The sequence below is a fragment of the Mycolicibacterium septicum DSM 44393 genome (genome assembly GCF_000455325.1).
GTDB classification, from domain to species: Bacteria; Actinomycetota; Actinomycetes; order Mycobacteriales; family Mycobacteriaceae; genus Mycobacterium; species Mycobacterium septicum.
Genome location: NZ_HG322951.1, coordinates 3,243,590 through 3,262,341, shown reverse-complemented (window position 1 = coordinate 3,262,341; position 18,752 = coordinate 3,243,590). Strand labels below are relative to the sequence as shown.

General features: G+C 67.2%; 18 protein-coding genes. 12 read left to right on the top strand and 6 right to left on the bottom strand.

Features of this window, described 5'->3' with window-relative positions; genetic code table 11:
• Positions 1 to 16 precede the first annotated feature (16 nt).
• The 3 genes from TX88_RS15460 to TX88_RS15450 are packed head-to-tail and all read left to right on the top strand — an operon-like array spanning position 17 to position 1,536.
• Positions 17 to 442 (top strand): PPOX class F420-dependent oxidoreductase, encoded by a 426-nt coding sequence (locus tag TX88_RS15460; protein ID WP_044517960.1) that lies wholly within the window; start codon positions 17 to 19, stop codon positions 440 to 442.
• A gap of 45 nt (positions 443 to 487) precedes the next feature.
• Positions 488 to 1,021 (top strand): hypothetical protein, encoded by a 534-nt coding sequence (locus TX88_RS15455; RefSeq protein ID WP_044517958.1) that lies wholly within the window; start codon positions 488 to 490, stop codon positions 1,019 to 1,021.
• Positions 985 to 1,536 (top strand): GNAT family N-acetyltransferase, encoded by a 552-nt coding sequence (locus TX88_RS15450; RefSeq protein WP_244438430.1) that lies wholly within the window; start codon positions 985 to 987, stop codon positions 1,534 to 1,536. The genes TX88_RS15455 and TX88_RS15450 overlap by 37 nt, the downstream gene beginning before the upstream one ends.
• Here the strand turns inward: TX88_RS15450 and zapE are convergent.
• Positions 1,533 to 2,573: a cell division protein ZapE gene (gene zapE, locus TX88_RS15445; RefSeq protein WP_044517955.1), complete on the bottom strand. Its 1,041-nt coding sequence runs from the start codon at positions 2,571 to 2,573 to the stop codon at positions 1,533 to 1,535. The genes TX88_RS15450 and zapE overlap by 4 nt on opposite strands.
• A gap of 34 nt (positions 2,574 to 2,607) precedes the next feature.
• Here zapE and TX88_RS15440 point away from each other — a divergent pair, with 34 nt between their 5' ends.
• Genes TX88_RS15440 through aftC form a run of 3 tightly spaced genes read left to right on the top strand, consistent with a single transcriptional unit; the run spans position 2,608 to position 6,298 of the window.
• Positions 2,608 to 3,378 carry a pyrimidine reductase family protein gene (locus TX88_RS15440; RefSeq protein WP_044517953.1) on the top strand — a complete coding sequence of 257 codons (771 nt, stop codon included), beginning with the start codon at positions 2,608 to 2,610 and terminating at the stop codon, positions 3,376 to 3,378.
• 28 nt (positions 3,379 to 3,406) lie between these two features.
• Entirely contained in the window at positions 3,407 to 4,984 is a 1,578-nt protein-coding gene (locus tag TX88_RS15435; protein WP_209446987.1) for an alpha/beta hydrolase, read from the top strand.
• A 33-nt stretch (positions 4,985 to 5,017) separates the two neighbouring features.
• Positions 5,018 to 6,298 carry an arabinofuranan 3-O-arabinosyltransferase gene (aftC, locus tag TX88_RS15430; protein ID WP_044517951.1) on the top strand — a complete coding sequence of 427 codons (1,281 nt, stop codon included), beginning with the start codon at positions 5,018 to 5,020 and terminating at the stop codon, positions 6,296 to 6,298.
• Here the strand turns inward: aftC and TX88_RS15425 are convergent.
• From TX88_RS15425 to TX88_RS15415, 3 genes are all read right to left on the bottom strand, one after another.
• The gene (locus TX88_RS15425; RefSeq protein ID WP_044517950.1) at positions 6,290 to 6,862 is read right to left on the bottom strand and encodes a class I SAM-dependent methyltransferase; all 573 of its coding nucleotides are present in this window, start codon (positions 6,860 to 6,862) and stop codon (positions 6,290 to 6,292) included. The two genes, aftC and TX88_RS15425, sit on opposite strands and share 9 nt — an antisense overlap.
• Before the next feature lie 88 nt (positions 6,863 to 6,950).
• On the bottom strand, positions 6,951 to 7,700 hold the full coding sequence (locus tag TX88_RS15420) for a helix-turn-helix transcriptional regulator (RefSeq protein ID WP_044517949.1): 750 nt from the start codon (positions 7,698 to 7,700) through the stop codon (positions 6,951 to 6,953).
• An 8-nt stretch (positions 7,701 to 7,708) separates the two neighbouring features.
• On the bottom strand, positions 7,709 to 8,446 hold the full coding sequence (locus TX88_RS15415; RefSeq protein ID WP_044517948.1) for an SGNH/GDSL hydrolase family protein: 738 nt from the start codon (positions 8,444 to 8,446) through the stop codon (positions 7,709 to 7,711).
• Between the two features lie 416 nt (positions 8,447 to 8,862).
• On the opposite strand from TX88_RS15415, the gene TX88_RS15410 reads away from it, so the two are divergent.
• From TX88_RS15410 to TX88_RS15400, 3 genes are read left to right on the top strand one after another with little or no spacing between them, the layout of a single operon-like run.
• A complete protein-coding gene (locus tag TX88_RS15410; RefSeq protein ID WP_044517947.1) occupies positions 8,863 to 10,647 on the top strand; it encodes a flavin-containing monooxygenase in 1,785 nt (594 codons plus the stop codon).
• Positions 10,644 to 12,212 carry an SDR family NAD(P)-dependent oxidoreductase gene (locus TX88_RS15405; protein WP_044517946.1) on the top strand — a complete coding sequence of 523 codons (1,569 nt, stop codon included), beginning with the start codon at positions 10,644 to 10,646 and terminating at the stop codon, positions 12,210 to 12,212. The genes TX88_RS15410 and TX88_RS15405 overlap by 4 nt, the downstream gene beginning before the upstream one ends.
• On the top strand, positions 12,209 to 13,087 hold the full coding sequence (locus TX88_RS15400) for an amidohydrolase family protein (protein ID WP_049924953.1): 879 nt from the start codon (positions 12,209 to 12,211) through the stop codon (positions 13,085 to 13,087). Before TX88_RS15405 ends, TX88_RS15400 begins: the two co-directional genes overlap by 4 nt.
• On the opposite strand, the gene TX88_RS15395 is transcribed toward TX88_RS15400, so the two are convergent.
• Positions 13,084 to 14,538 (bottom strand): aldehyde dehydrogenase, encoded by a 1,455-nt coding sequence (locus TX88_RS15395; protein ID WP_044517945.1) that lies wholly within the window; start codon positions 14,536 to 14,538, stop codon positions 13,084 to 13,086. The two genes, TX88_RS15400 and TX88_RS15395, sit on opposite strands and share 4 nt — an antisense overlap.
• 10 nt (positions 14,539 to 14,548) lie before the next feature.
• A complete protein-coding gene (locus TX88_RS15390; RefSeq protein ID WP_049924948.1) occupies positions 14,549 to 15,544 on the bottom strand; it encodes a Rieske 2Fe-2S domain-containing protein in 996 nt (331 codons plus the stop codon).
• A gap of 114 nt (positions 15,545 to 15,658) precedes the next feature.
• Between TX88_RS15390 and TX88_RS15385 the strand changes: the two genes are divergently transcribed.
• Genes TX88_RS15385 through TX88_RS15375 form a run of 3 tightly spaced genes read left to right on the top strand, consistent with a single transcriptional unit; the run spans position 15,659 to position 18,748 of the window.
• Positions 15,659 to 16,477 carry a FadR/GntR family transcriptional regulator gene (locus TX88_RS15385; protein WP_044517944.1) on the top strand — a complete coding sequence of 273 codons (819 nt, stop codon included), beginning with the start codon at positions 15,659 to 15,661 and terminating at the stop codon, positions 16,475 to 16,477.
• A gap of 18 nt (positions 16,478 to 16,495) precedes the next feature.
• Positions 16,496 to 17,233 carry an SDR family oxidoreductase gene (locus tag TX88_RS15380; protein ID WP_044517942.1) on the top strand — a complete coding sequence of 246 codons (738 nt, stop codon included), beginning with the start codon at positions 16,496 to 16,498 and terminating at the stop codon, positions 17,231 to 17,233.
• Between the two features lie 18 nt (positions 17,234 to 17,251).
• Positions 17,252 to 18,748 carry a class I adenylate-forming enzyme family protein gene (locus TX88_RS15375; protein WP_044519434.1) on the top strand — a complete coding sequence of 499 codons (1,497 nt, stop codon included), beginning with the start codon at positions 17,252 to 17,254 and terminating at the stop codon, positions 18,746 to 18,748.
• The last annotated feature ends 4 nt before the right edge of the window (positions 18,749 to 18,752 follow it).

Here is an 18,752-nt window from a genome sequence, read left to right as displayed (position 1 = left end):
AACCGTAGAACCTGATGTGTTACTCAACGACGCCGCACGCGAGTTGATCGGCGCAGGCGCCGACGCCACGCTCGTCACGCTGAATCCGGACGGTAGTCCACAGGTCACCCTGGTCTGGGTGGCGTTGCAGTCCACCCCGGACGGTGACGAACTCGTCACCGCCCATCTGTCCGAACACAAGAAGGTTCGGAACGTCCGCCGTGACCCCCGGGTCGCGGTGACGATCGTCGATCCGGGCCGGGTCGGCGAGGTGATGCGGCCGTACCTGGCGATCAACGGCACCGCGCGCATCGTCGAAGGCGGTGCGCCGGAACTCCTCAAGGAGCTGGCGCAGACGCTGGCCGCTCCCGACGCCCCGTTTCCGCCGAAGGATGCGCCGCCCGGGTGGCTGACCCGCATCCGGATCGACAAGGTGGGTGGCGTCGGGCCCTGGGTGTCCTGACCCATCCGGCTGTAACACGTTTCACTCTGTGCGATCATGCCTGGCATGCCTCGCTGGTTTGCGTTCATGTTCACGGCCATGGTGGTGGCGGTTACCGCCCTGGTGGCCCCGCCGGCGGCCTTCGCCGAAAGCACCCCGATCGGCAACATCGGCGACACGCTGCGCGTCCAGACCGACAACGGCATCGTCGCCGATGTCACCGTGCACGACGTGCTCGCCAGCGACGTTCCGCCCGGCTGGGGCTGGAACGGCTCGCCGCGATGGCGCGCCCAGGGCGGACCGTGGCGGGTCCCGATCACGGTGACCGCCATCCAGGCACCCAACCCGTATGCGATGGCGCTGGCCTTCACCTTCAACGGCGTCACCCCGTACGCCGACGCGTACGCACCCAAGCACACCGATGCGCCCAACCGGCTCGAGGCTGCGCTGCGCAACGCGCCCCCGGGAGCCACCGTCAACGGCGACGTCTACTGGGACGTCTACCGCGCACTGGTCACCAACGTGGTGTTGACCGACACCAAGTCGGGCAAGCACCTGGCGCAGTGGAATCTGTGGCAGCCGGGCGCGCCCCTGCCTTGATCAGCCTCGCCACGGAGGCTGATCTTCCGGAACTCGCGGCGGTCGCGGCCGCCACCTTTCCCCTGGCCCGTCCCCCGTCGGTAACGCCGGACAACATCGCCGCCTTCATCGCCGAGACCCTGTCCGAGGAACGCTTCGGCGAGTACCTCACCGATCCGAACCGGATCGTGCTGGTGGCGCGGGAGGACTCGATCACGGGTTACGCCATGCTGATTCACGGTGTCCCCGACAACACTGACGTCCAACGGGCGGTGCCGCAGCGGCCCGCGCTGGAGCTGTCGAAGATCTATGTGCTGCCCGGCCGGCACGGTGGCGGAGTGGCCCAGGCCCTGATGTGGGCGGCCCTGGCCGGCGCCGCCGAATCCGGCGTCGGCTGCGTGTGGCTGGGGGTCAACCAGCAGAACCGGCGCGCACAGCGCTTCTACGCCAAGAACGGTTTCACCGTCAGCGGCACCAAGACCTTCCGGCTCGGGACCCGCATCGAGAACGACTACGTGATGGTCCGCCCGGTCTAGACGGTCTTCTGCTGCGCGGCGGCGGTCAGGGCCAGCAGACGCGACGTGGCCCGCAGATACTTCTTCCGGAACCCACCGGCCATCATCTCCGGGCTGAAGATGGTGTCCAGCTTCGTCCCCGATGCCAGCACCGGGACACCCGCGTCGTAGAGCCGGTCGGTGAGCGCCACCAGCCGCAGCGCCACGCTCTGATCCTCGATCGGGTGCACCCCGGTGATGAACACCTCGGTGACGCCTTCGATCAACGCGTGATAGCGCGACGGGTGCATGGTGGCCAGGTGCGCACACAGCGCGTCGAAGTCGTCGAGGGTCGCGCCGGGGACTCCCTCGGCGCGCTGCGCCACCGCGTCATCGGACAGCGGCTCGGGGGCGGGCGGCAGGTCACGATGCCGGTAATCGGGCCCCTCGATCCGCACCGTGGTGAAGATCTGCGCCAGCGTGTTGATCTCACGCAGGAAGTCCTGGGCGGCGAACCGGCCCTCACCCAGCTGTTCGGGCAGGGTGTTCGAGGTGGCCGCGATCGACACGCCGCGCTCCACCAGAGCCGAGAGCAGCCGGGAGATCAGTGTCGTGTTGCCGGGGTCGTCGAGTTCGAACTCGTCGATGCACACCACGACATACTCCGAGAGCAGCTCGATGCACTCGTTGTAGCCGAACACGCCGGCCAGCTGGGTCAGCTCACCGAACGTGGCGAACGCCGTCGGTGCCTCGCCCTGAGACAGCGTGTAATAGGTCGATGCCAGCAGGTGGGTCTTGCCGACGCCGAACCCGCCGTCCAGGTACAGCCCGACCCCGGGCAGGACCTCACGCTTGCCGAACAACTTCTTCTTGCCGGCCCGTCGAAGGGCGGCCTGCTCGCAGAAACTGCGGCAGGACTCCACCGCGGCGGCCTGGGACGGTTCGGCGGGGTCGGGGCGGTAGCTGTCGTAGCTGACGTCGGCGAACGTCGGCGGCGGAACCAGCTGTGCGACCAGCCGCTCCGGTGTGACGGTGGGATGACGATCGGCGAGGTGAGCGACGCCGCTGGACCCGTGCATGGAGGCAGCGTAGCGACGTGCTCCAATTCAGTTCATGTCCGATGACACCGCCGGGACCGACCTGACCGTGCTGGGAAACGTCGACAAGATCGCCGACGGCCAGCTGGCCGACTACTATGCCTACCCCGATGACCTGCAGCGATGTTGGGTGCGGGGCAACATGATCAGCAGCCTGGACGGTGGTGCCACCGAGGACGGCAAGTCCGGCGGCCTGGCCGGTCCGGGTGACCGGGCTGTGTTCAATCTCATGCGCCAGACGGCCGACGTCATCCTGATGGGCGCGGCGACGGTGCGGATCGAGAACTACTCCGGCGTGCAGCTGTCGGTCGCCCAGCGGCAGGAGCGACAGCGCCGTGGCCAGGCCGAGGTGCCGCCGATCGCCGTCATCACCGCATCGGCCGAGCTCGACCACAACTCCAAGTTCTTCACCCGCACCGAGGTGGCACCGCTGATCCTCACCGCCACCGAGACCGTCGCGGGCGCACGGCACCGGCTGGGCACGCTCGCCGAGGTACTCGACGCCTCCGGTGCGGACCCCACGCGCGTCGACCCGGCGGTGGCACTGCGAATCCTGGCCGAACGCAAGCTCTTCCGGGTGCTGACCGAGGGCGGCCCGTCGCTGCTGAGCCTGCTCATCGAAAACGACCTGCTCGACGAGCTGTGCCTGACCGTGGCGCCGATCCTGCTCGGCGGCGTGGCACGACGCATCGCCACCGGTCCGGGGCAGGCGCACACCCGGATGCGGCCCTCGCACCTGCTCACCGACGACGAGGGCTACCTGTACACGCGCTACGTCCGCGGGTAGTGGGAACGCTGTCGCTACTGTGGTCAGCATGCGTCATCAGCTGGTGAAAGCCCTGCGAAGGTCGGCGGTCGCCGTGCCCGTTCTGTCACTGGGGCTCACTGCCTGCGCGCCGCTGTTCGCCGCAGATCCGCGGTATGCCACCGATTCCGGCGCCCACCCGCAGGGACAGCCCGTGACCACCTCGGCGGGCCCACCCAGTGCCCCCGGCATCGACGCGCCCAACAATGACCTGTCCTGGCGAGACTGCACCCCGCGCGTGTTCGGCGACGCCGGCGTCCAGCCGACTCCCGACGTGACGCTGGACTGTGCCACCTACGACGCCGATCTCGACTCGATCAACGGGGCCACCGGCACGGTGAGCATCGGCGTGGTGCGGGCCCGGTCGTCGCAGACCCCGGCCGACGCCGGTCCCCTGGTGATGACCACCGGATCCGACATCCCCACCTCGATACAGCTGCCGACGTGGTTGGCGCGTTCGGGAACCGACATCCTCAAGACCCATCCGATCGTCGCGGTGGACCGGCGCGGTATCGGCATGTCCGGCGCGCTGGATTGCCGCGACGTCTACGACCGCCAGGAAATGCAGGACCAGACGCAGTTCCAGGCCGGTGACGATCCGGTGGCCAACCTGGGTGCGGTCACCATGACCGCGACCACCAGTTGCACCGACACGATCGCCCCGGGCGACTCGTCCTACGACAACGCGCACGCCGCCGAAGATCTGGAAAGGCTGCGCAGCACCTGGGATGTGCCATCCCTGGCTCTGCTCGGCGTCGGCAACGGGGCCCAGGTGGCGCTCGCCTACGCCGGCTCGCACCCCAACAAGGTGTCGCGGCTGATCCTGGACTCCCCACTGCCGCTGGCGGTCGGTGCCGAGGTTGCGGCCGAACAGCGGGTCAAGGGGCAGCAGGCCGCACTGGACGCGTTCGCCGCGCAGTGCGTGGCCACCAACTGCCCGCTGGCCCCCGATCCGAAGGGCGCCGTCGACGCCCTGCTGGCCGACGCCCGCGCCGGTCGCGGACCCGGCGGAGCCTCGGTCGCCACGCTGGCCGACGCGATCGCCACCGGATTGGGCTTCCCCCAGGGCGACCGGGTGGCCGCCACCAACAACCTGGCCGGCGCCCTGGCCGCGGCCCGCGCAGGTGATGCCGGACCGATCTCGGGTTTGATCACCCAGGCCGACAACCTGCGCCAGAGCGACGGGCAGTTCGTCAACTCCTGCAGCGACGCACTCAACCGGCCCACCCCCGATCGCGTCCGCGAACTGGTGGTCGCCTGGGGCAAGCTCTACCCGCAGTTCGGCGCCGTCGGCGCGCTGAACCTCGTCAAATGCCTCAACTGGCCCAGCGGCACCGCACCCAAAGACCCGCAGAACCTCAAGATTCCGGTGCTGCTCCTCGGTGTGCACAACGACCCGATCGTCGGCAACGAGGGCGTCGCCGCCGTCGCCGCGACCATCATCAACGCCGGGGCCAACAACCGCCGGGTGATGTGGCAGGGCATCGGCCACGGCGCCAGCATCTACACCCCGTGCGCTCTGCCGCCGCTCACTGGCTACCTCAACAGCGGCAAACTGCCTGAGACCGACACGTACTGTCCCGCCTGACGCGGGGCCCGATCGGCGTCGGTATAAGGTTCGCTGGTGGCGGCAGCAGATTCCATCATCTCCGGTTTCGTGAACGCATTCCGTCCCCGCACCTCCGCGCCGAGCACCGCCACGGTGCTGCGCTCGGTGCTGTGGCCGCTGGCGATCCTGTCGATCATCCATCGCAGCTACGTGCTGGCCACCAACGGCTACATCACCGACGACTTCGGTCCGGTGTATCGCGCGGTGTCGAACTTCCGGCGGCACTGGGCCATCTACAACGAGCACTTCAGCTACGTCGACCCGCACTACCTGTACCCACCCGGTGGCACGCTGCTCCTGGCTCCGTTCGGCTTCCTGCCGGAGTTCGCGTCCCGGTTCTGGTTCGTGGCGATCAATTCCGTGGCGATCATCATCGCCGCCGCTCTTCTGGTACGGCTGTTCAAGTTCTCGCTGACCTCGGTGGCCCTGCCCGCCCTGCTGCTGGCCATGTTCTGCACCGAATCAGTCACCAACACCCTCGTTTTCACCAATATCAACGGCTGTGTGCTGCTGGCCGAGGTGCTGTTCTTCACCTGGCTGCTGTCGGGCAACGTGGGGCATCAGTGGTGGGCCGGCGCGGCAATCGGGTTGACCCTGACGGTGAAGCCTGTGCTGGCCGTGCTGCTGCTGTTGCCGCTGCTGAACCGGCAGTGGCGGGCATTGGTGACGGCCTTCGCCGTCCCGGTGGTGTTCAACGCGGTGGCCTGGCCCATCTCGGCCGACCCGATGGGCTTCGTGCGCAACACGGTGCCCTACATGTTCGAAACGCGCGACTACTTCAACAGCTCGATCATCGGCAACGGCGTGTACTACGGGTTGCCGGAGTGGCTGATCCTGTTGTTGCGCATCGGATTCGTGATCCTGGCCGTGGCCAGCCTGTGGCTGCTGTACCGCTATTACCACGAGCGCGACCAACTATTCTGGATGCTCACCTCTTCGGGCGTGCTGCTGATCACCTCGTGGCTGGTGCTGTCGCTGGCCCAGGGCTACTACTCGATGATGCTGTTCCCGTTCCTGATGACCGTGGTGCTGCCCAACTCCGTGCTGCGCAACTGGCCGGCCTGGCTGGCCGTCTACGGATTCATGACGATGGACCGTTGGCTGATGTGGCGCTGGCCCACCACCGGGCGGTACCTGGAATACATGAAGATCACCTACGGCTGGTCGCTCATGCTGATCGTGGTGTTCTGTGTGCTGCTCTTCCGGTATCTCGACGCCAGGCAGGACGGCAGGCTCGACGAGGGCATCGACCCGCCCTGGCTGAGCCGTACCCGGGAAGCCGAATCAGTCTGAGGTGAACTGCATGACCTGACCCGCCAGCCGGGTCTGGGTCCGCATCTGCAGGCCGTACCGCCCGCAGACCTCGTCGAGTTCGTCGGGATCGACCAACCGGAACGGTGACCGGTCGAGCCGGTGGATCGCCGTCGCCATCGGAGTGCGGGTCAGGTCGTAGCCGGTGAACACGCCGCCGGGCCGCAGCACCCGGGCGATCTCGGCGACGGCCTTCTCCCATTCAACGATGTGGTGCAGCATCAGGCAGCTCAGCACCGAATCGAACGAGTCGTCGGCGAAGGGCAGATCGGTGGCGTCGGCCCCGCGCACGGTGACATCGCCGAACGCCTGCAACCGCCTGGCCGCCGAGCGCACCATGGCCGGATCGAAGTCGGTGGCGGTGATGGCCAGCTCCGGGTTGGCCTGGTGTAGCCGGGCCGCGATATCGCCACTGCCCGAGCCGATTTCGAGCACATCGTGGCCGAGCCGATCGACCGGGATGCTACCGAGGACGGCCTGCCCGGTTCCTCCGCGCCACAGCGCCGTCTTGCAGAATGCGCGCTCGATCCGTGACATTGCCGGCATGTGAGCCCCTTTTCTCGATGTGTTGATCCTTCATCGAGCATCGCGCTCGGGGCGGTTCGGCGCTTGTACCGATCCGTCCGGTTTCGGGTCAGCTCAATGCCCGCGCCACATCACTGGGTGCGATCCCGGTCAGTTCACGACACACCCTGGTGGCGTGCGCGCCGTCGGCGAATCCGGCCATGTGCGCCGCATCGGTGATCGACGTTCCCGCGCTCAGGTGCTCCAACGCGGCCAGCAGCCGTGTCCACCGCGCCGTCGCCGCGAACGAGGTCCCGGTCTGTTTACGGAAGAGCCGGCCCAGGTAGTCCGCCGACATCGCCACCTCACCGGCAACCGAACCGAGATCAGTACGACTCGGTATCCGGGCGGTGACGAGTTCGATCGCCTGACGCACCTGCGGGTGCACCGCCGTCCCGGCAGGGACACCGGCCCTGCCGAGCAGGGCGTCGACCACCATGTCCGCCGCACCGGAGAGATCCCCGGCCCGCGCTGCGGCCGCGACCGCCATGACCAGCGGCTCGGCACCGTCCACCGCCCACAGGCCGGGATGGCGGGCGTGCGCCCGGATCGTGGCGTTGAGCGTTGTCGCCGTGTCTGTTTCAGGCCCGAGATAGATCGACAGCGCCGCGCGCGCACCGTCGGGCCGCATCGCATGCCGGGTCCCGCCCGCGACCGCGGCGATGGAGCAGCGCTGCTCGGTGCCATCTGCGGCCACCAACGCCAGCGGGCCATCGATGCCGACCGCGAGTTGCACCGCCGGATGGTGGTGCAACTCGATGTCACCGAACGAACCCAGCACCGCCATCATGCCGGGTCCGGTGGTCCAGCTGCCGCGCATACCGCAGATTACCGCGGCGGCAGCGACGCAACCATGTCCACGTGTTCCTCGATCACATCGGCGATCACCATCGCCCCGTGTGGATTCTGATGCACGTGATCGGTGGTGAGTATCAGGCCCCGCGACGCCGCGATCCGCTGATAGGAGTCGCCGAGCAGAAAGTGCCGCATCGCCGACCGGTACACAAGACCCATTCCGGAGTCGAATTCGACTGCCGGACCGGATTTTCGGCCCACCAGATATCCCGTCTGCCGTTCATTCAGCGGCAGATACGCGACGCGGTGCGCGGCGGCTGTCGTCCGGATGACCTCGCTGTACTCGGCGGCGGCCCGCGCCGGTGCGGCGCGCAGATCCTGGCCAAGCACCGGCAGCGAGGCCAGGGCGATGTCGGCTCGGGTCTCCGCACGCAGGCGGGTCACGATCATGTCGAGGTCATCGCGGTAGGTGTCGATGCTCGGATACACCGGCAGGTTCTTGCGGCGCACCGCCCGCCGAGCCGCCTCCGCGGAGATCCCGGCCCGCGCGTCGTTGGTCCCGATCAGCACCGTCACGACATCCGGGGCGGCCGCGATCACCGCGTCCAGCCGCTGCAACAGGTTGTGCGCGAGATCCCCGTCGACCCCGGCCCGGACGAACTCCGCCCGCTCACCGACCGGCCGTTGCCGCAGCATCGCGATGTAGTCGGCGCTCAGCCGCCCCCGGGTGATGCTGTCGCCCGCGCACACGACGCGAATCCGGTTGGTCATATTCCGTCCCTCACCTCGATGGCTGCCTGAAAACAGCCTGGCCCGGGCGAGCCGCGATGGCTTGTACGGATCCGTCCTACCTGCCGCGGTCCGGTACACCTAACACTGGCAATACCACATGTAACAACGACGTCTTTCTACCCGAACCCCGCACCAACGGGCCTCACTCAGTGGCCGCAGGCAATGGGCCTTAGGTGGTCGACACTTCACGCGAAGCCTTGATAATGCTGTTGGCCAACGGATTAACCATCATGTCAACGGCGAGCGTGGCAATCCTGCGCATCGGCCCATCGGCAGCACGAGCCCGGGTGACGCAACCGCGAATTCCGGCCCCAACATCATCGGATCGGCATATCGTTTTACATTCGTCACATAGTTTGTAACATAGGCAGAATTGCTGCCGAAAGGGAGACCACATGGCCTTCGACCCCGACGTCGTGCATGCGAAGTACCTCGCGGAGCGCGACAAGCGCCTCGTTCCCGGCCGCACGGCCATCCGCGATCTGGCCGGAGATGAGCACGCGGCCGGCTACCGGGCCGATCCCTTCACCCCGTACACCGAGCGTGAGCCGATCATCGACGACCCCGACGTGGTCATCGTCGGCGGTGGTATCGCCGGAATCCTTGCGGGGACGCATCTGCGCAAGGCGGGCGTCGAGCGCATCAGGATCGTCGACGAGGCCGGGGGCGTCGGGGGCACCTGGTACTGGAATCGGTATCCAGGGGTGATGTGCGACGTCGAGTCGTATCAATACCTGCCCATGCTCGAGGAACTCGACTACATCCCCAGCAGGCGCTACGCCTTCGGCGAGGAAATACGCCTGCATCTGCAGGCGATCGCAGACCGTTTCGACTTGATCCCCGACGCCCTGTTCCACACCGGTGTCACGGAAACCGTGTGGGACGACGAAGACGGTCGCTGGAAGGTCCACACCAATCGGGGCGACGAATTATCTTGCCGCTTCTACGTACTGGCCGTCGGAATCCTCAATCTCATGAAATTGCCGGCCATCCCGGGGATGGACGACTTCGCCGGCCGTGCGTTCCACACCGCGCGATGGGACTACGGCTTCACCGGGGGCCGGCCCGGCGAAGCGCTCACCGATCTCGGCGACAAGGTCATCGCCCTGATCGGGACGGGAGCAAGCGGGCTCCAGTGCCTGCCACCGCTGGCCGAGGCGGCCAAGCACGTCTACGTGTTCCAGCGCACCCCGTCGGCGATCGGGGTACGCGGCAACCGCCCCACCGATCCCTCGTTCGCAGCGGATCTGAAGCCGGGCTGGCAGAAAGCCCGGATGGACAATTTCCAGTCGATCATGCTCGGCCGGCCAGTCGAGGCCGACCTCACCGACGACGGATGGACCCATCACTACGCCGCCGTCCAGAATCCGCCCCGGCGCAAGGGAATGAGCGCCGAAGAGTTCATGCGGACCGCAGAACAGCTCGACTTCGCGATCATGGAGGAGCACCGCCAACGCATCGACGGGCTCGTCAAGAAGCCTGACGTCGCGGCCGCACTCAAGCCGTACTACCGCTACCTCTGCAAGCGACCCTGCTTCCACGACGAGTACTTCGACGCGTACAACCGCGACAACGTGACCTTGATCGACTGTCCTGCCGGCATCGAGCGGATCACCGAGCGCGGCCCGGTCGTCGGAGGACACCAGTACGACGTCGACGGCATCATCTACGGCACGGGATTCGAGGCCGAGGTCACGCCGCTCCCCCGGCGTATCGGCCACGACATCGTCGGTCGGGACGGCATCTCGCTCGCCGAGAAGTGGGCCGACGGGGCCGCGAGCCTGTACGGAATGATGAGCCGCGGATTCCCGAACATGTTCGTCATGCCGGCACCGGGCCAGCAGTCCGTGGTCACGGTCAACTACACCCAGCTGGCCGTGTTCGGGGCCGAGTTCGTCGCCGGCACCGTGGAATTGCTCGGGAAGCAGGGCGTCGAGGTGTTCGACGTGAGCGCAGACGCCGAGGCGAACTGGATACAGCAGATCGTGGACACCTACGTCGATCCCAGCGGCGTGATGTCGGCGTGTACGCCGTCGCGCCTCAACAATGAGGGCGACCCCGGCGCCATCAGGCCGCGCGACACCAATTACGGTCGCGGATTCGGCGACTTCTTCGCCTACCGCGAACTTCTCGAAACATGGCTTGCGGCAGGCGAATTCGACGGCCTGGACCTGGCATGACGGGGCGACAGCGGGTGGCCGTCGTGACCGGGGGCGGCGGCGGAATCGGCGCCGCGATCGCTGAATCGATCTCTCGTACCGGCGCTTTTGTCGTCACCGTGGACCCGCTGGTGTCCGTCGACGGTTCCGAGCAACTCCCCCGGCCCGAGAAAGACACAGAGACCACGGCCGGTCGCATCGTCTCCGCAGGCGGAGCCGCACGTGCGTCCGGGGTGTCGGTCACCGATGAATCGGGTTTGCGCCAGTTGTTCGGTGAGCTGGCCGATGAGTTCGGCGGGCTGGACGCCGTGGTCAATGTGGCCGGCATCAGCCGTCCTACCGGATTCGCCACCGGCAGTGACGACGACTGGTTCGGCGTGCTCTCGGTACACCTCGACGGCTATCGCAACGTCCTGCGCGCCGCCCTGCCGCTGATGGCGGCGGCCGGCCGAGGTCACATCCTCGGTGTCACTTCCGGATCGGGCTGGCGGTCGGCCGACGCGGGTGCCTACGGCTGCGCCAAGCGCGCCGTCGCCGCACTGACCTGGCAGCTGGGCCGGCACGCTCCCGATGGTGTTGTGGTCAACGCCATCTCGCCGATCGCCGCCACCCGCATGGTGGCCGCAGCGCTGGGCCGCACGCAATCCACGGGTGGGCTGTCACTGAGCTCGATGCCTCAGCCCGAACACCTCGGGCCGCTCGGTGCCCACCTCGTGAGCGACGAGTTTGCCGCATGCCGGGGTCAGGTGATCTTCACCGCCGGATCCGAGGTGGCAGTGATCGACGAGCCCCGGCTGATCGAAGCGGTGCGCAACGACACTCGGCTGCTGGAAGCCGCGACCACCGTGGCACTGGCCCCTGCGGAGGCCAACCAGGCGAGCGGGGGCGGCAGCAACGCCCGCTTCGGCGCAGTGTTCGACGAGCCCGACGACGGCGATCCCTCGACCACCGCGACGCGTTCTTGTGCGGTTGTCGCCGACCATCCCGAGGTCGCGGAAGCCGTGTCCGGGGCTCTCAAGGCGTGGGGCGTGGCGTGCCGGGTGATCGACGACCCCGCATCACTGGCAGACGTCGACGCGCTTGATGCCGTGATCGTTGCCAGGGCGGGCACACCGGGCGCGACCGGTGCGACCACGGGTTGGGAGCGCGTGCTCGACGAGCACGACGGACTCGTCGGACAGATCCAGGCCGACGCCCGGTGGTCCCGTGCCGTGGCCGATGTGGCAACAGCGGCGGGTCGCCCCATCCGGCTGGTGACCCTCACCGACGCCACCACGGCCGGCGGCCGCAGTCGCGCTCAGGCCTCCGCACAACTGGCGCGAGCCGGCCGGACGGCCACCGGCGAGCTGGTCCTGCCCTTCGCCGTCAGCGTGGAGGCCGGTGGCGCAGACGATGCCGCCGAGCTCGGCGCCCACCTGGCGTGCAGCCGAGCGGCCGCCGGGCTGGCCGGCGCCGAATTGGTCTCGGGTGCGGGCTGGTTCGGCCTCCGAAGCCACCCGCGGCCCATCAGTGCCATCAGCTTCGGCGGCCCCGCCGTGCCCCCCTGGTTCGACGACACGCTCCGAGAGGCAGTGCAGCCACGATGACCACGTCGCCGATGGAAAAGCCGGCCCGGATCGTCGACGCCCACGTGCACCTGTGGGATCCGGCCCGCACCGATTGGTACCCGTATCTGTCGGGGCGACAGGAGCTGGACATGGGTGACGTGTCGAGGATGTCGCGTCGCTTCGATGCGCCCACCTACTTCACCGAGGCCGCCGGGTGGAACGTCGAGAAGTTCGTCAACGTCGCCGCCGCCACCGGGTGGAACTCGATCGACGAGGCACTCGAACTCGACCGGCGAGCAGACATCGACGGTCACCCCGCTGCGATCATCGGCGGCTTGCCGCCCACCGACTCGGTGGCCGAGACCGTGGCCGCACTGGACCGGCAGCTGACCGCGCGCCGGTTTCGGGGGGTCCGCCCGATGGGCGCGAGCGAGGGACCGCTTCCCGGTGACGAGGTGCTCGACGCATTGCAAGAGCGAGATCTCTTGGTGGAGGCGATGATCCATCCTGATCAGCTGTTGGCCACGGCCCGCAGGATGGAGAACCACGATTCCCTGGTCGTGGTCATCGAGCACACCGGGTGGCCGCGCAACGGATCCGACGAAGAGCGAGCTCTCTGGACCGAGGGGATCAAAGCCCTCGGCGGCCTGGGCGACAACGTGCTGTGCAAGCTCTCCGGCCTGGCCGGTCCCATGGGTTCGATGGCGGCCGATGCGCTGGCCCCGTGGCTCGAGTACGCCATCGACGCCTTCGGGGTCGACCGATGCATGTTCGCGAGCAACTTCCCGGTCGACGGGATCCACGGGACTCTCGACGAGTTGTTCTCGTCGTACTCAAGTGTTGTCGCGGGCGTCGACCCCGACGCCCGCGACAAGCTCTTCGCCGCCAACGCCGAACGCGTCTATCGCTGTTAGCGGTCGGGCAGCCTCCCCGCGCTGACCACCGACTGCAGCTCGGTGTACTCGGCCAGACCTTCCCCGGCGAACTCGCGTCCGATACCGGACTGCTTGAATCCGCCGAAGGGGGCTGAGATGTCGAGCATGTACATGTTGATGCCGTAGGTGCCGGTACGGACCTGGCCCGAAACTTCCAAGCCGTGCGCGACGTCCTTGGTCCACACCGAACCGGCCAAGCCGTAGTCGCTGTCGTTGGCGATCCGGATGGCGTCGCGTTCGTCGGTGTACTTGATTACGGTCAGCACCGGACCGAAGATCTCCTCGCGCGCGATCGTCATGTCGTTGGCGGCGTCGGCGAACAGCGTCGGTCGTACATACCAACCGCGATCCATGGGCGAATCATCGCCACCGAGCACCATTTTGGCTCCCTCGGCGGCACCGGCACGGATGTAGTCCTGGACCCGGAGCTGCTGGCGTCGGGAAACCAGCGGCCCGATATCGGTGGCCGGGTCGGCGGGATCGCCGATGACCAGGCCCGACATCATCTCGGCGAGCGCATCGACGAACTCGTCGTGCCTGCGCTCGCTGACCAGGATGCGGGTCTGGGCCACACACGCTTGGCCGTTGTTCATCAGGCCGGCCATCTTGAGGCCGGCCACCGTCTTGCCGATGTGCGCGTCATCGAGGACGATGGCGGCCGACTTGCCGCCGAGTTCCAGGCTGTAGCGCTTGAGCTGCTCACCGCACAGGGAGGCGATGTGACGCCCGGTGGCAGAGCTGCCGGTGAACGCGATCTTGTCGACGCCGGGATGGCGCACCAGTGCCTCGCCCACCTCGCGGCCACCGGGCACCACCGATACCACCCCCTCTGGCAGGCCGATATGCTCGATCATCTCGGCCACCCACAGTGAATCCAGTGGCGTCTCCGGTGCGGGCTTGACCACCACCGTGCATCCGGCGATGAGTGCGGGAATGAGCTTGGGCATCAACAGGTTCTGCGGCACGTTCCAGGGAATGATGATGCCCACTGTGCCGACTGGCTGCCTGCGTAGATGCACCTCGCCGAAGACGCCGTCACGGCGCTCTTCCCACGGAAACGCGTTCGCCGCCTGAACCGCGAGGTGCATCATCGAAGCCGCTCCGGCGGCCTGACCCAGCCGGCTGAAACTGGCGGGCGAACCCATCTCGGCGGTGATCAGGTCGGCCATGTCGTCGATGTGCGTGGCGTACACGGCGGCGAATCTCTCCACAGCCGCGATCCGCTCGGCGTGACTGAGGTGCGGCCATGGCCCCTGGTCGAACGCCAGGCGCGCGGCCCGGACCGCCGCGTCGACATCTTCAGCCGACCCTGCCGCGGCGTGCGCGATGACTTCTTCGGTGTGCGGGGACACGACATCGATGCGACCGGCGCCGGTTGGGTCCTGCCAGCGTCCACCGATGAACAGCTGCTCGTATGACGGAATCTTCATGAGTCGCCTTTCAACCATTCGGCCCGACCACGTACCACGCGGTGCTCTCCACCGGCTCGGCATAGGACAGTTCCGCCCAGTGCCGGAACTCGGTGATCGCGGACTCGCCCCGGGCGAGGGCGGGCCTGTTCCGGTAGATCTTGGCTTCCCAGATCGGGATGTCCTGTTCGATCTGCCTGCAGAAATCGCGCGCGAAACCCAGCCCCATGCGGGTCTTTTCGCCGGTCTCCGGGTCGAGTGCGACAAAGAACGTGTACCGCGCCTCGACGTATTCGCCGTCGATCGGCGTCACCGTCAGCAGCGTGCAGGACCTACCCAGGCCGCGGTGCCGCACTACGTCGATGCCCATCCCGTGCAGCTCTGAGTCCACCGCCCCGGACACCGGGCCCCGCGGTGTCTCGAAATTGATCTCGGCCACCGCACGGAACTGATGTCCGTTGTGCTCGACATCGAGCGCACCGAACGCCGAAACGCCGTGCACGGTCGCGAAATGCGCTATGTCAACGGTATTCTCGAAGACTTCCTGAGGATGGGACCGGAACGTCCAGCGCGCCGCCTCTGGCGCGTGGAACGCAAAAGCGGCATCCTCGGCTTCCGGAATCTCGGGCAATTCCCACTCCGGCGCGGTGCCATCGGGCGCGTACCAGACGAAAACGATGCCGGCGCGCTCGACCGTGGGCCAGGACCGTAACTTCGCGATCCGGTTGGGCGCCCGCGTATAAGGGATCTCGACGTTCGCGCCCTGCCCGTTGAACTTCCAGCCGTGGAACGGACACACCACGCAGTCCTCGCGCACGGTTCCTCCGACCGCGATGTCCGCACCGAGGTGAGGGCAGTACGCGTCGAGCACATGGACGGCGCCGGATTCGCCCCGGTAGCAGATCAACCGACTACCGAAGTAGTGGAGCGAGGCAACGTCGCCCATCGCGATGTCGCGGCTGTACGCAACCTGAAACCAGCCCTTGGGATAGTCCGCGAACGGGAAGCGTTGCGCCACCGCCGGCATCGCACCACCTCTCAATCCCGAGGCCAAGATGGCAATGATGCTAACATAGCAATGAAAGACAAATTGGACCGATTTTGTAACGCAGTTCCCGGACGGCCATTAGGTGGACATCCCATGACAACCCTTGGTGTAGGCCGAGAGACCCGTCGCCGACTGACATCTCCCCGGATCGCCGAAACCGTCGCCGACGAACTTCGCCGCCAGATCGTGGACGGCGAATTGGCGGATGGTGATCTCCTTCCCCCGCAAGCCGTCCTCGTGGAGCGGTTCAATGTCAGCCTCGTGTCCCTGCGAGAAGCGATGCGAATCCTGGAGACCGAGGGCCTGGTATCGGTGCGGCGGGGCAACCAGGGCGGCGCCATCGTGCACGCCCCCACCAAGGCCAGCGCGGCCTACATGCTCGGTCTGGTGCTACAGAGCGAACATGTGCTGCTCGATGATCTCGGGGCGGCCCTGCGCGATCTGGAGCCCACGTGCGCCGCACTGGCCGCACAGCGGTCCGACCGGGCAGAAACGATCGTGCCCGAGCTACGGCGACTCACCACCGCCATGTCGGAAAATCTCAACGAGGGAACGGCTTTCACCGATCTGGGACGTCAGTTTCACGACGCGATCGTGCGTGGTTGTGGCAACTCGACGGTGACGGCCGTCGTCGGCAGCCTCGAGGCGCTGTGGAGCGGCCATGAGCGGCGCTGGGCCAAGCGGAGCGCGGCGTCGGGCGAGTACCCGAAAACCGCCGAACGCAAGGCCGTGTTGAAGACCCACATGGCGTTGACCGACGCGATCGAAGCCGGCGATCCGGAACGTGCACGGCGCATTGCCGCGCGCCACCTCGCCGACGCCCAGACCTACGTGTTGTCCGGGGACGGCGCCCAGCGGATCGTCGCCACCTCGACACACGATTCGGTGCGCGCCCGCGACTGGCGCCCCTAGCAAGGCAGGGATGGGTACATGGCCTCACCTGGGCACGATGCCCGCATTGCCGTAGTCACCGGCGGCAGCGGTGGAATCGGAAAGACCTGCGGCCGAGCACTTGCCGACCGCGGCTATGACGTTGTCCTCACCGCACGGCGCGAAGCCCCGCTCCGCGTGGCCGCCGAAGACATCGGAGCCCGGTGGATAGCTGCTGACGCATCGGATCCGGCCGGATTCGCCGGCGCAGTGACCACTCTGGACCGGGTGGACCTCCTCGTCCACGCCGCCGGGGTGCTCGGCGGTACCTACGCCCGTAAACAGTCCTTCGAACAATGGCGAACAACCATGTCCGCCAATCTGGACTCGTGCTTCGTGGTGACTCAGGCGGTGTTGCCCAAGATGGGCCCGGGCTCCCGCTTCGTCTTCGTCTCGTCTTCGGCCGCACACGAACCGATGCCGGGCCGCACCGCGTACTCTGCGTCGAAGGCCGGCATGAACGCCTTCGCCAGGGCGCTGGCCCTCGAAGTCGACCGCGATGGCATCAATGTCAGCATCGTCACCCCCGGACCGGTGGAAACCGAGATGCTGCAGGATGTTCCGTTCGAAATGCATGCCATCACGGCGCACGACGTAGCCCAGGCCGTCGCTTGGGTGGACACTGTCCCCGGATCGGTCGACCTGCCCGAGATCCGGCTCAACGCGATCACTCGCGGGCCGTCGGCACGGCCACCTGTCGTCCCGTTGGAAGTCCAGCGACGAGCCCTCGACACCTGAGTATTGGACAACCTGTTGATGCCTGAAGCCCAGCAGTCCCCCACCACCGCCGTCGCCGACGAGGCCATCCCGTACGGCCGCCAGCTCACTGTGCGAGCGGAGGCGGATCCGGACGGAATCGCGCTCATCGTCGTCGCGAAAGACGGCTCCGAGACGGCCATGACCTGGGCCGACCTGGAAAGCACGGCCAATCGATGGGCGCGCGCCCTGCAATCGTCCGGGGCCGTCCAGGGTGCGATGGTCGCGTTGTCGATCCCCAACTCGGTCGAACTCGTCGTCGCCGCCCTGGCCACCTGGAAGCTCGGTGCCATTCCCATACCGATGCGTTGGGACCTGCCGGACTGGGAACACCAACGACTGCTGGACGTCATCGACCCGGCCCTGGCGCTCAGCGAGGACAACCTGCTCGGGTTGTCCGGGATCGCATACGGCGAGGCCGATACCCCTGTGCCAGAGTGCATTTCACCGGCGCTCAACGGCATCTGCAGTTCCGGGTCGACCGGTTTGCCGAAGATCATCCTGAACACCGCACCGGCCGTGTGGACTCCGGCGACCAGTATTCCCTTCATGATGCAGTGGGCACCGGTCAGCCGGCCCCAGACGATCCTCGTGCCCGGGCCCATGTATCACACCAACGGGTTCAACACCCTGAACTACCTGCTCGGCGGCGACCGCCTGGTGGTCCTGGAAAAGTTCGACGCCGCATTGGTTCTCGACGTCGTCGAGCGTCATCGCATCACGAACTTCACGGCTACGCCGACGATGCTGGCGCGCATCGCCGATCTGCCCGGCGTCGAGGACCGCGACCTTTCCAGCATCGCGTGGATCCTCCAGGGTGCCGCCGTGATGCCACCCAGCCTGTTGCGCCGGTGGTTCGAGTTGCTCAGCCCCGAACAGGTGGTGATGGCCTACGGGATGACGGAGAACCTCGGGCTGACCGCACTTCGGGGCGACGAGTGGCTGAATCATCCCGGCAGTGTCGGACGAGGCTTCCGCGACACCGACATCCGCGTGGTCGACGAGCAGGGAAACATGGCGGCATCCGGTGTGCTCGGCGAGATATACCTGCGTGCGCCGATGAACGATCAGTACCGCTACATCGGTGGGGCGCCGCCGCTCCCGACCACGGCGGACGGCTTCACGTCCGCCGGGGACATCGGCCATCTGGACGACGACGGCTATCTGTACATCGCCGACCGCCGCACCGACATGATCGTCACCGGGGGCGCCAATGTCTTTCCCGCCGAGGTGGAATCGGCCCTCATCGATCATCCCGAGATCGCCGATGTCGTGGTGATCGGGATCTCGGATCCGCAGTGGGGCCGGCGGGTACACGCGGTGGTCCAGCCGATCGATCCGACCCTCCCACCTTCTGCCCAGGAGGTGATCCGTTTCGCGAAGGACCGGCTGGCCGGCTACAAGGTGCCCAAGACCGTCGAATTCATCGATGAGATGCCGCGGACGGCTGCCACGAAGGTCAACCGTTCGGCCATGGTGTGGGCGCGCGAACGCTGAGCAC